Below are 12,202 nucleotides of genomic sequence, written 5' to 3' on the forward strand. Positions count from 1 at the left end.
AAGGTCGCGTGCGGCCTCCCAACAATCGACGCGCGACCCACCCCCACCGATGGAGATACATCCTATGCAGGTTCAATTGACGGTCAACGGCAAGCAGGTCTCGGTCGACGTGCCGCCGAACACCTTGCTGGTCCAGACGATCCGCGAACACCTCAAGCTCACCGGCACCCATGTCGGCTGCGACACCGCGCAATGCGGCGCCTGCACCGTGATCCTGAACGGGCGGGCCATCAAGTCCTGCAACGTGCTGGCCGCCCAGGTGGCCGGCGCCGAGATCACCACCATCGAAGGCCTGGCCAAGGAAGACGGCACGCTGCACCCCATGCAGGCCGCGTTCAAGGAATGCCATGGCCTGCAATGCGGCTTCTGCACGACCGGCATGGTCATGAGCGCGGTGGACCTTTGCAACCACCACCCCAAGGCGGACGAGGGCGAGATCCGCGAGCTGCTGGAGGGCAACATCTGCCGCTGCACGGGCTACCAGAACATCGTAAAGGCCGTGAAGATGGGCCAGACCAACATGGCTGCGGCCTGACAAGGGGCATGCAATGGGTGCCTCTGATTTCTCCAAGCTGCCGCACATCGGCGAAGCCCTCCAGCGCAAGGAGGACTACCGCTTCTTGACTGGCGCCGGCAACTACACCGACGACATCCGCCTGGCCGACGCGGCCCAGGCCGTGTTCGTGCGCTCGCCGCATGCGCACGCCACGATCAACAGCATCGACACCACCAAGGCCAGCGCCATGCCCGGCGTGGTGCGCATCTTCACGGGCGCCGATGTGGAGGGCAAGATGGGCGGGCTGCCGTGCGGCTGGCTCATCACCAGCACCGATGGCCAGCCCATGAAAGAGCCGCCGCACCCCATCCTGGCCCAGGGCAAGGTGCGCTACGTGGGCGACCACGTGGCCATGGTGGTGGCCGAGACGCTGGAGCAGGCCAAGAACGCCGCCGAGGCGGTGGAGGTCGACTACGCGCCGCTGCCCGCCGTCGTCAAGGTGACGGACGCGGCCCAGGCCACGGCCCTGCACGAGGCCGCGCCCGACAACCACTGCTACAAGTGGGCGATCGGCGACAAGGCCCAGGTCGATGCTGCGTTCGCCAACGCCGCGCACGTGACCAAGCTCGACCTCGTCAACAACCGCCTGGTGCCCAACGCCATGGAGCCGCGCGCGGCCATCGGCGCCTACAACCGCGGCTCGGACGAGTACACGCTGTACGTGTCCAACCAGAACCCGCATGTGGAGCGGCTGCTGATGACGGCCTTCGTGCTGGGCCTGCCCGAGCACAAGGTGCGCGTGATCGCGCCTGACGTGGGCGGCGGTTTCGGCTCCAAGATCTTCCTGTACGCCGAGGACGTGGCACTCACCTGGGGCGCCAAGCAGATCAACCGCAGCATCAAGTGGACGGCCGACCGCAGCGAGGCCTTCGTCTCCGACGCGCACGGCCGCGACCATGTGAGCCATGCCGAGATGGCCATGGACAAGGACGGCAAGTTCCTCGCCATGCGCGTGCACACCGACGCGAACCTGGGCGCCTACCTGTCCACCTTCTCCACGGCCGTGCCGACCATCCTGTACGCCACGTTGCTGGCCGGCCAGTACACCTGCCCGCAGATCTATGTGGAGGTGGATGCCTGGTTCACCAACACCGCGCCGGTCGATGCCTACCGTGGCGCCGGCCGGCCCGAGGCCACCTACCTGCTGGAGCGCCTGGTCAGCCGCTGCGGCTGGGAGATGAACCTGGGCCAGGACGAGATCCGCAAGCGCAACTTCATCACCCAGTGGCCCTACCAGACGCCGGTGGCGCTGCAGTACGACGTGGGCGACTACCTGCAGTGCATGACCCGCGCGCAGGCCCTGGCCGACGTCGCCGGCTTCGACGCGCGGCGCAAGGAGAGCGAGGCCAAGGGCCTCAAGCGCGGCATCGGCTACAGCAGCTACATCGAGGCCTGCGGCATCGCGCCGTCCAACATCGCGGGCGCCCTGGGGGCGCGCGCCGGCCTGTTCGAATGCGGCGAAGTGCGCGTGCACCCGACCGGCAGCGTCACCGTGTTCACCGGCTCGCACAGCCATGGCCAGGGGCATGAGACCACGTTCGCGCAGGTCGTCGCGGCCCGGCTGGGCATCGCCGTCGAGGCGGTCGACGTGGTGCATGGCGACACCGGCCGTGTGCCCTTCGGCATGGGCACCTATGGCTCGCGCTCGATCTCGGTCGGCGGCGCGGCCATCATGAAGGCGCTGGACAAGATCGAGACCAAGGCCAAGAAGATCGCCGCGCACTTGATGGAGGCCAGCGATGCCGACGTGGACTTCGCCAACGGCGAGTTCACCGTCAAGGGCACGGACAAGAAAGTCACCTTCGGCCAGGTGGCGCTGACGGCCTATGTGCCGCACAACTATCCGCTGGACAAGCTGGAGCCTGGCCTCAACGAGACCGCCTTCTACGACCCGACCAACTTCACCTTCCCGGCCGGCACCTACATCTGCGAGGTCGAGGTCGACCCGGCCACGGGCGTGGTGCGCGTGGACCGCTTCAGCGCGGTGGACGACTTCGGCACCATCATCAACCCCATGATCGTGGAAGGCCAGGTGCACGGCGGCATCGTGCAGGGCATCGGCCAGGCGCTGATGGAAAACTGCGTCTATGACGAGCACACCGGCCAGCTCCTGACCGGCTCGTTCATGGACTACGCCATGCCGCGCGCCGACGACTTCCCGCAGTTCCAGCTGGAGACCGTCTGCACGCCGTGCACGCACAACCCGCTGGGCACCAAGGGCTGCGGCGAGGCGGGCGCCATCGGCTCGCCACCGGCCGTGATCAACGCCGTGCTGGACGCGCTGGCGCCGTTGGGCGTGAAGGACTTCGACATGCCGGCTTCGCCCGCCCGCGTCTGGGACGCCATCCAATCCGCGAAATGAACCACCCCCAGTCTTCGCGCACTGCGTGTGCTTCGCCAACCCCCTCAAGGGGGCGCCGCCAGCGGCCTGGCAGAGCCAGTTCCGCGGCGGCTGCTGGCATGGCCTGCTCCGCGGCCTTCTGCGCCGCCACGATCGAGAAGCCGCTGAACGGACGAGGCGTGGCGGGTGCTGTCAGAGACAAGAACTGAAGGAATCAACATGTACGCATTCACGATCGAACGCCCCGCCAGCGCGGCCGACGCCGCCAAGCTCGCCGCCGCAGGCGCGCGCCCCCTGGCCGGCGGCCAGACCCTGCTGGCCTCCATGAAGCTGCGCCTGGCCGACCCGGGCCAGCTGGTCGACCTGGGCGGCATTGCCGAACTGGCCGGCATCCAGAAGGAGGGCGACGCCATCGTCATCGGCGCGATGACCAAGCACATCACGGTGGCCAACAGCGACGTGGTCAAGGCCACGATCCCCGGCCTGGCCGACCTGGCCGCGCACATCGGCGACCGCCAGGTGCGCGCCATGGGCACGCTGGGCGGCTCAGTCGCCAACAACGACCCTGCGGCCTGCTACCCCAGCGCCGTGCTGGCCCTGGGCGCGACCGTCATCACCACGCAGCGCGAGATCGCGGCGGATGATTTCTTCACGGGCATGTTCTCCACCGCGCTGGAAGAGGGCGAGCTGATCACCGCGATCCGCTTCCCGATCCCCAAGCGGGCGGCCTACCTGAAGTTCAAGCAACCGGCCTCGCGCTTCGCGATGGTGGGCGTGTTCGTGGCCCAGTTCGATGCAGGTGCGCGCGTGGCCGTCACGGGCGCGGGCAGCTGCGTGTTCCGCCACACCGGGCTGGAGCAGGCACTGTCCAAGAACTTCACGCCCGAGGCCGCGGCCGGCGTCAAGATCGACGCGACCGACCTGAACGCCGACATCCACGCCAGCGCTGCCTACCGCGCCAACCTGGTCAGCGTGCAGGCGCAGCGGGCGGTCGCCAAGGCGCTGGGCTGACCCCATCTCCCTCTCCCTCTGGGGGAGGGCAGGGGTGAGGGCGGCGCCGCCACAATGCCCAGCCGCTGCCCTTGAAGGATCACCCGTTGACGACACCTTTTTCCACCATCGACGCCCTGTCGGCCGCGCTGGCCGATGCCGGCTACTTCGCCGACCGGCGCCTCGCCACGGCCGTGTTCCTGGCCCTGAAGCTGGAGCGCCCACTGCTGCTGGAAGGAGAGCCCGGCGTGGGCAAGACCGAGCTGGCCAAAGCCCTGGCCGTGGCGCTGCAACGCCAGCTGCTGCGGCTGCAGTGCTACGACGGCCTGGAGCAGCGCGAGGCTCTCTACGAATGGAATTACGCGGCCCAGTTGCTACACATGCGCGCCGCGGAGGGCCATGAAGACGCGGCGAGCCTGGAGCGCGAGGTCTATCAGCCGCGCTACCTCATCCGCCGCCCGCTGCTGCAGGCCTTGCAAACACCCGCACCCGGCGCCGTGCTGCTGATCGACGAGGTAGACCGTGCCGACGAGCCCTTCGAGGCCTTCCTGCTCGAATACCTGGGCGAGTACCAGGTCAGCGTGCCCGAGATCGGCACCATCCGCGCCATCGCCAGCCCCGTCACCATCCTCACCAGCAACCGCACGCGCGAGCTCAACGACGCCGTCAAGCGCCGCTGCCTGTACCACTGGCTGGACTACCCCGAGCGCGCGCGCGAGCTGGCCATCGTGCGCGCCCAGGTGCCCCAGGCCAGCGAGTCCCTGTCGGCGCAGGTAGCCGAGGTCGTGCACCGGTTGCGCAGCGCGCCGTTCGCGGATGCCTTCCAGCGCGCGCCCGGCGTCGCCGAGAGCGTGGAATGGGCCAAGGCCCTGGTCGCGCTGGACACGCTGGCCGTGGACCCGGAGGTCATGGCCGACACGGCCGGCATCCTGTTCAAGCAGCGCGAAGACGTGGCGGCGCTGACCAGCGACATGGCAACGGCCTTGCTCAAACCTCAGGACGCCTGATGCAACTCGGCGACGCCCGCCGCGGCAAGCTGGCCGACAACATCACCGGCTTCGGCCGCACGCTGCGGCGCGCCGGTGTGCGGCTCGATGCCTCACGCATCGCGCTGGCGCAGCAGGCCGCGCTGCTGGTGGACATCGGCCGGCGCGACGACCTGGGCGCCGCGCTGGAGGCCGTGATGCTGAGCCGCGAGCAGGACCGCATCGTGTTCCGCGAGCTGTTCGACGCCTATTTCCGCAACCCGGACCTGGCCAACAAGCTGCTGGCCCAGATGCTGCCCAGCGCCGAAGGCAAGGCCGAGCCCAGCCGCCGCCGGCCGCGCGTGAACGAGGCGCTGTCGCCGCAAAAGCCATTGGGCCAGGCGCTGGCGCCCAAGCCGCAGGACAAGGAGATCGAGTTCGACGCCGCCATGACGGCCAGCAACCTGCAGCGCCTGAAGCACGCGGACTTCAACGCCTTGTCGGCCAGCGAATACCGTCACGTCGAACGCCTGGCGCGCGACATCGCGCTGCCCATCCCCCAGGTGCCGGGCCGCCGTGTGCAACGCGGCAGCCGCGGCGCGCGGCTTGACTGGGCGCGCGTGCGGCGCGAGGCGGCGCGCACGGGCGGCGAGGTGCTGCGTTTGCCGCGGCTGCAGCGCCGGCCGCAACCGCTGCCGCTGCTGGTGCTGGTCGATGTGTCGGGCTCGATGGAGCGTTATGCGCGGCTGCTGCTGGCCTTTTTGCATGCCGCCACGCGCGGCCTGCCGCGGCGCGACGTCCACGCATTCGGCACCCAGCTGACCGACCTGACGCCGGCCTTTCGGCTCGCCGACACGGATGACATGCTGCTCGCCGCCAGCCAGGCCATCGACGATTTCGCGGGCGGCACGCAGCTGGGCGCCTCGCTGCAGACGCTGCGCCACGAGCACGCGCGCCGCCTGGTCGGCCGCCGCACGCTGGTGCTGCTGGTGACAGACGGCCTGGACACCGGCGAGCCCGCCGAGCTCGACGAGGCCCTGGCCTGGCTGCACCGCCGTTGCCGGCGCCTGCTGTGGCTGAACCCGCTGCTGCGCTTCGATGGCTATGCGCCTATTGCGCGTGGGGCCGCCGTGGTGCACCGCCACGCAGACGGCATGCTGGCGGTTCACAATCTAAGCCGCCTCGAGGACCTGGCGCGCAGCCTCGCGCAATTGATGAAGCACTGACAACAAGGACAACACCATGGAAATGCAAGGCAGCCGCCAACTCGCCGTCACCCAGCAACAGGCCTGGGACGCACTCAACGACCCCGAGGTGCTGAAGATCTGCATCCCGGGCTGCGACAAGGTCGAGCCCAGTGGCGACAACCAGTACGCCATCGGCATGGCGCTCAAGATCGGCCCGGTGTCGGCCAAGTTCGCGGGCAAGATCAGCCTGTCCGACATCGTGGCGCCGGCCAGCTACACCATCGGCTTCGAGGGGCAGGGCGGCGTCGCCGGCCACGGCAAGGGCACGGCCAAGGTCGCGCTCGTGCCCAACGAGGGCGGCTGCGAGCTGCAATACGGCGTGACGGCCCAGGTCGGCGGCAAGGTCGCGCAGCTGGGCCAGCGGCTGATCGACGGCGCGGCCAAGTCGCTGTCGGAAGATTTCTTCAAGCGCTTCGACAACGAAATGCGCAAGCGCTTCCCGAGCGAGCCGGCCGAGGGCGAAGCCGAGCCTGAGCCCGAAGGCGAAGAAGCGAAGGCCGGCTGGCTGGCGCGCCTGACCGGCAAGGCCAAGAAGGCCGACAACGCCTGATACCCCAGGACCAAGGACGACGCGATGGAAAACCTCGACGTGATGGTGCTGCGCACGCTGCGCGACTGGCGCCGTGCCGGCAAACGCGCGCTGCTGGCCACCGTGGTGCGCACCTGGGGCTCGTCGCCGCGGCCGGTCGGCTCCATCATGGCGCTGAACGAAGACGGCGCCGTGGTCGGCTCTGTCTCGGGCGGCTGCATCGAGGACGACCTGATCTACCGCTACACCCAGGCCTATGCGTCTGCCGCCGCCGCGCCTGCGCAGGACGCCACGCACCGCATGCCGTCCGGCCCGCCGGCCTTCGTCAAGTACGGCATCACGGCCGACGAGGCGCACCGCTTCGGCCTGCCCTGCGGCGGCACGCTGGAACTGCTGCTGGAGCACGACCCCGATGCCGACAGCCTGGCCAGCCTCGTCACGGCATTGGAGGCCGGCCAGCTGATGCTGCGCACCGTGCGCCTGGCCGACGGCGCCGTGACCACGGCCCAGGCCGAGGCGCCCGCCGAGCTCGCGCTGGGCGATGCCGAGCTGACCAACACCTTCGGCCCCGAATACCGCATGCTGCTGATCGGCGCCGGCCCGCTGACCGAGTACCTGGCCACCATGGCGCGCTTCAGCGGCTTTGCCGTCACCGTGTGCGACCCGCGCGAGGAATACCGCGGGGCCTGGTCGGTGCCTGGCGTCACGCTGACCAGCGACATGCCCGACGACGTGGTCCATGCCTTCAAGCCCGACCGCCGCAGCTGCGTGGTGGCACTCACGCACGACCCCAAGCTGGACGATCTGGCGCTGCTCGAGGCGCTGCAGAGCCCGGCCTTCTACGTGGGCGCCATCGGCTCGCGGCGCAACAACGAGGCAAGGCACCAGCGCATGGTCGAGCATTTCGACCAGACCGAAGAAAGCCTCAAGCGCCTGCGCGGCCCGATCGGCATCTACATCGGCAGCAAGACGCCGCCCGAGATCGCGGTGAGCGTCATGGCTGAGATCCTGGCCGTCAAGAACGGGGTGCAACTACCGCGCGACATGGCGGTCACCCATGCCAAGAATGCGCGCGGCATCGCGGCGAACGAAGCCATGGACGCGGCAGCCGACGGCGCCCTGGCCCCGGTCTGCGGCATCGAGCGCTGATCAGCCGTTTCTGAGCATGCGCAGGGCGGCGGCGCGCGAGCGAAAGCCCAGCATCGCGCAGACCACGGCCTGGCCGTCCAGGTGCTGCAGCCGGGCGCCGCCGACGTTGAAGAGCCTGCCGGCCAGCACATCGCCCGCGCGCACGCGTGCGCCCCGGAAGAACTGCAGGATGGCGCAGCGCCCGCCTTCGATTTCAAGCACCAGCCGGCCTGCGCCGGCGGCGACCGCGATCACGATTCCACGTTGCATGCGGGCCAGTCTAGGCCGCATCTGTGAAAGCCTTGTAACGCCCCCGGCATCGGTGGGTTTTCTCGCTAGAGTGCGTCGATTCCCGCCATGTCCACCGACCCCGATTCCTCGTTCGAACGCGCGGCTGCACTGATCGCGCAGGCCGATGCCTTGCTCGTCGCGGCCGGGGCAGGCATGGGCGTGGATTCCGGCCTGCCAGACTTCCGCGGCGCGCATGGTTTCTGGAATGCCTACCCGGCGCTCGGCCGCCTCGGCATCGACTTCTACAGCATCGCCTGCCCGGCTGCGTTCCGCAGCGACCCGACCCTGGCCTGGGGCTTCTATGGCCACCGCCTGGCGCTGTACCGGCGCACGGTGCCGCACGCGGGCTTCGCGCTGCTGCACGGCTGGGGGCGGCGCATGGCCCGGGGCAGCGCGGTGTTCACGAGCAATGTCGACGGGCAATTCCAGCGCGCAGGCTTCGACGCCGAGGCCGTGCATGAATGCCATGGCTCCATCGCGCACCTGCAATGCATCGAGGACTGCAGCGACGCCATCTGGCCGGCCGACGATTTCCATCCCGAGGTCGACGAAGAGGCCGGCCGCTTGCGCAACGCCTTGCCGCGTTGCCCGCACTGCGGCGCGCTGGCCAGGCCCAACGTGCTGATGTTCGGCGATGCGGGCTGGAACCCTCTGCGCGAGCAGGCGCAGGCTGCGCGCATGCGGCATTTTTTGCATGGTGCCGGGCGCCTGGTGGTCGTCGAGGTCGGGGCCGGCACGGCGGTGCCCTCGGTGCGCAATTGCACGCAGCAACTGCAGCAGACCCTGGGCGCGCGGCTCGTGCGCATCAACCCGCGTGAGTCGGCAGTCGCGTCCACGCGCGATGTGGGCCTAGCCTGCGCCGCCGGTGCGGCCCTGGAGACCATCGCAACCCTGTTGCCGGGCCTATACGCTGCGCCGAGCAGCACACATCCTTTGAGCGGTGATTAGGGGAATATCCCAAGCCATGCGCGCATAAAAGTATCAAACTGGCTGGCAAAGGTACCAACCGCGCAGCGCCAAATCTCCAGAATCGGCCCCAACGACCGACCGTCGTTCCAGCCGAACCCCAGTCAAGGAGACACCATGCAGCGTTTCACCCGAACCGTCCTCGCGCTTGCCATCGCCACCGGCAGCCTGGCCGCCCAGGCCGCCACCGAGCTCGTCATCGCCACCGTCAACAACGGCCACATGATCGAGATGCAGAAGCTCACGCCGCAGTTCGAAAAGGCCAACCCCGACATCAAGCTCAAGTGGGTCACGCTGGAAGAAGGCACGCTGCGCCAGCGCGTGACGACCGACATCGCCACCAAGGGCGGGCAGTTCGACGTGATGACCATCGGCCTGTATGAAGCGCCGATCTGGTCCAAGAAGGGCTGGCTCAAGCCCATCGCCACGGACGCCGCCTACGACGTGGACGACCTGCTGCCCGCCATCCGCAGCGGCCTGTCGCACGAGGGCAAGCTGTACGCCGCGCCGTTCTACGGCGAGAGCTCGATGCTGATGTACCGCAAGGATCTGGCCGACAAGGCCGGTGTCACGATCCCCGAGCAGCCCACCTGGGCCCAGGTAAAGGACTTCGCCGCCAAGGCGCACGACCCCAAGGGCGGCGTGTACGGCATGTGCCTGCGCGGCAAGCCGGGCTGGGGCGACAACATGGCCTTCCTGTCCACCATGGTCAACACGCATGGCGGCCAGTGGTTCGACATGGCCTGGAAGCCGCAGATCGACACCAAGCCCTGGAAGGACGCGATCACGCTGTACGTGGACCTGCTCAAGAACTACGGCCCGCCCGGCGCCTCGGCCAACAGCTTCAACGAGAACCTGGCGCTGTTCAACGAAGGCAAGTGCGCCATGTGGGTGGACGCCACCATCGCCGCGTCCTTCATCAGCGACCCCAAGCAGTCCAAGGTGGCCGACAAGGTGGCCTACGCCCAGGCGCCCGTCGCCGTCACGCCCAAGGGCGCGAACTGGCTGTGGTCGTGGAACCTGGCCATCCCGGCCAGCTCGACCAAGGACGCGGCCGCGCAGACCTTCATCCGCTGGGCTACGTCCAAGGATTACGTGAACCTCGTCGCCAAGGAACACGGCTGGCACGCCGTGCCCACCGGCACGCGCAAGAGCACCTACGCCAACGCCGAGTTCCAGAAGGTCGCCAAGTTCGCCTCGGCCGAGAAGAAGGCCATCGACCTGGCGAACCCGAACGACAGCACGCTGCCCAAGTCGCCGTACGTGGGCGTGCAGTACGCTGCCATCCCCGAGTTCCAGGCAATCGGCCTGGGCGTGGGCCAGCAGATGAGCTCGGCGCTGTCGGGCCGCGTCACGGTGGACGCCGCGCTCAAGGCCTCGCAGACTCTGGCCGAACGTGAGATGAAGAAGGGCGGCTACTACAAGTAAGCCGACAAGGGCCGGCACAGTCCGGCCCTCGTTTCGTCACCCCACGAAAGCCGCCATGAACCGACTGCTGCCACGCGCCCTGATGGCGCCCGCGGTGATCACGCTCTTCCTCTGGATGATCGTGCCGCTGCTGATGACGCTTTATTTCTCGTTCGTCACCTACAACCTGATGCAGCCCGGCGACCGCCCCTTCGCCGGCCTGGAGAACTTCGAATACTTCGTCACCGACGCCGACTTCTGGCCGGCCGTGTGGAACACGCTGGTGCTGATCGGCAGCGTGATCCTGATCACGTTGATCATGGGCACGCTGCTGGCGCTGCTGGTCAACGAGCCTTTCCCGGGCCAGGGCATCGTGCGCGTGCTGCTGATCTCGCCGTTCTTCGTCATGCCCGCCGTCAACGCGCTGCTGTGGAAGCACATGATGATGAACCCCATCTACGGGGTGCTGGCCCATGTGTGGCGCTTCTTCGGCGCCGAGCCGGTGGACTGGCTCACCGATGCGCCGCTGTTCTCGGTCATCGTCATGGTGGCCTGGCAGTGGTTGCCGTTCGCCTGCCTGATCTTCATCACCTCGCTGCAATCGCTGGACCGTGAGCAGATGGAAGCCGCCCGCATGGACGGCGCCACCGCCATCCAGCGTTTCTTCTACCTCACGCTGCCGCACCTGGGCCGCGCCATGGCGGTGGTGATCATGATCGAGATGATCTTTCTGCTGTCGGTGTTCGCCGAGATCGCCATCACGACGGGCGGCGGGCCGGGCAACGCCAGCACCAACCTCACGTATTTGATCTTCAAGCAGTCGCTGCTGAACTTCGATGTGGGCGTGGCCTCGGCCGGCGCGCTGTTCGCAGTGATCCTGGCCAACATCGTCGCCGCCTTTTTGATCCGCATCATCGGCAAGAACCTGGATTGAACATGTCTGCCAAGCCACCATCCACCCTGCTGCCGACCGCGCTGCGCACCGTGACGGCCTGGGCGCTCGCCCTGCTGCTGTTCTTCCCGCTCGGCTGGCTGTTCCTCACGGCCTTCAAGACCGAGCTGCAGGCCATCGCCGTGCCGCCGCTGTTCGTGTTCGATCCGACGCTGGACAACTTCAGTGAAGTGCAGCGCCGCAGCGACTACCTGCTGTACGCCAAGAATTCACTGATCGCCAGCGTGGTCTCCACCATCCTCGGCCTCATGATCGCTGCGCCGGCCGCGTACTCCATGGCCTTCTTCAAGACCAGGGCCACGCGCGACATCCTCATGTGGATGCTGTCGACCAAGATGATGCCGGCCGTCGGCGCACTGGTGCCCATCTACGTGCTGGCGCAGACCGCCGGCATGCTCGATTCGCTGCCCGCGCTGATCATCGTGTTCACGCTGTCCAACCTGCCCATCATGGTCTGGATGCTCTACACGAACTACAAGGAGATCCCGCCGGAGATCCTGGAGGCCGCGCGCATGGACGGCGCCAATCTGTGGACCGAGTTCCGCGAGGTGGTGTTCCCGCTGTCGGTCGGCGGCATGGCCTCCTGCGGCCTGCTGTGCCTGGTGCTGAGCTGGAACGAGGCCTTCTGGGCCCTGAACCTCACCTCGGCCAAGGCCGGCACGCTGGCCACGCTGATCGCCTCGTACTCCAGCCCCGAAGGCCTGTTCTGGGCCAAGCTGTCGGCCGCGTCCCTGATGGCCATCGCACCCATCGTCGTCTTCGGCTGGTTCAGCCAGAAACAACTCGTCCAGGGCCTCACCTTCGGTGCGGTCAAGTAAAGGGAGCCCTTC

General features: G+C 68.1%; 12 protein-coding genes. 11 read left to right on the forward strand and 1 reads right to left on the reverse strand.

Annotation, left to right across the window (positions count from 1 at the left end; all coding sequences use genetic code 11):
• Positions 1-64 precede the first annotated feature (64 nt).
• From ASF43_RS03810 to ASF43_RS03840, 7 genes are all read left to right on the forward strand, one after another.
• A complete protein-coding gene (locus tag ASF43_RS03810) occupies positions 65-535 on the forward strand; it encodes a (2Fe-2S)-binding protein (protein ID WP_056176821.1) in 471 nt (156 codons plus the stop codon).
• A gap of 13 nt (positions 536-548) precedes the next feature.
• Positions 549-2,918, forward strand: a complete 2,370-nt coding sequence (locus tag ASF43_RS03815; protein WP_056176825.1) for a xanthine dehydrogenase family protein molybdopterin-binding subunit — start codon at positions 549-551, stop codon at positions 2,916-2,918.
• Between the two features lie 198 nt (positions 2,919-3,116).
• Positions 3,117-3,908, forward strand: a complete 792-nt coding sequence (locus ASF43_RS03820; RefSeq protein WP_056176828.1) for a xanthine dehydrogenase family protein subunit M — start codon at positions 3,117-3,119, stop codon at positions 3,906-3,908.
• An 86-nt stretch (positions 3,909-3,994) separates the two neighbouring features.
• Positions 3,995-4,894: a MoxR family ATPase gene (locus ASF43_RS03825; protein ID WP_056176830.1), complete on the forward strand. Its 900-nt coding sequence runs from the start codon at positions 3,995-3,997 to the stop codon at positions 4,892-4,894.
• Positions 4,894-6,078: a VWA domain-containing protein gene (locus ASF43_RS03830; protein ID WP_056176833.1), complete on the forward strand. Its 1,185-nt coding sequence runs from the start codon at positions 4,894-4,896 to the stop codon at positions 6,076-6,078. The genes ASF43_RS03825 and ASF43_RS03830 overlap by 1 nt, the downstream gene beginning before the upstream one ends.
• Positions 6,079-6,094: 16 nt before the next feature.
• Positions 6,095-6,649 (forward strand): carbon monoxide dehydrogenase subunit G, encoded by a 555-nt coding sequence (locus ASF43_RS03835; protein WP_082497570.1) that lies wholly within the window; start codon positions 6,095-6,097, stop codon positions 6,647-6,649.
• Between the two features lie 24 nt (positions 6,650-6,673).
• Positions 6,674-7,777 (forward strand): XdhC family protein, encoded by a 1,104-nt coding sequence (locus tag ASF43_RS03840; protein WP_056176836.1) that lies wholly within the window; start codon positions 6,674-6,676, stop codon positions 7,775-7,777.
• Here ASF43_RS03840 and ASF43_RS03845 read toward each other — a convergent pair whose 3' ends face one another.
• Positions 7,778-8,026, reverse strand: a complete 249-nt coding sequence (locus ASF43_RS03845) for a hypothetical protein (RefSeq protein ID WP_156373118.1) — start codon at positions 8,024-8,026, stop codon at positions 7,778-7,780.
• An 87-nt stretch (positions 8,027-8,113) separates the two neighbouring features.
• Here ASF43_RS03845 and ASF43_RS03850 point away from each other — a divergent pair, with 87 nt between their 5' ends.
• From ASF43_RS03850 to ASF43_RS03865, 4 genes are all read left to right on the forward strand, one after another.
• The gene (locus tag ASF43_RS03850) at positions 8,114-8,995 is read left to right on the forward strand and encodes a Sir2 family NAD-dependent protein deacetylase (RefSeq protein ID WP_056176842.1); all 882 of its coding nucleotides are present in this window, start codon (positions 8,114-8,116) and stop codon (positions 8,993-8,995) included.
• 135 nt (positions 8,996-9,130) lie between these two features.
• The gene (locus ASF43_RS03855; protein ID WP_056176845.1) at positions 9,131-10,441 is read left to right on the forward strand and encodes a sugar ABC transporter substrate-binding protein; all 1,311 of its coding nucleotides are present in this window, start codon (positions 9,131-9,133) and stop codon (positions 10,439-10,441) included.
• Between the two features lie 55 nt (positions 10,442-10,496).
• Positions 10,497-11,354 (forward strand): carbohydrate ABC transporter permease, encoded by an 858-nt coding sequence (locus ASF43_RS03860; protein ID WP_056176847.1) that lies wholly within the window; start codon positions 10,497-10,499, stop codon positions 11,352-11,354.
• Between the two features lie 2 nt (positions 11,355-11,356).
• Positions 11,357-12,190: a carbohydrate ABC transporter permease gene (locus ASF43_RS03865; RefSeq protein WP_056176851.1), complete on the forward strand. Its 834-nt coding sequence runs from the start codon at positions 11,357-11,359 to the stop codon at positions 12,188-12,190.
• Positions 12,191-12,202: the final 12 nt, after the last annotated feature.

Origin of the sequence: Pseudorhodoferax sp. Leaf267, from assembly GCF_001422405.1 — a bacterium.
In the GTDB taxonomy this organism is placed as follows: domain Bacteria; phylum Pseudomonadota; class Gammaproteobacteria; order Burkholderiales; family Burkholderiaceae_C; genus Pseudorhodoferax.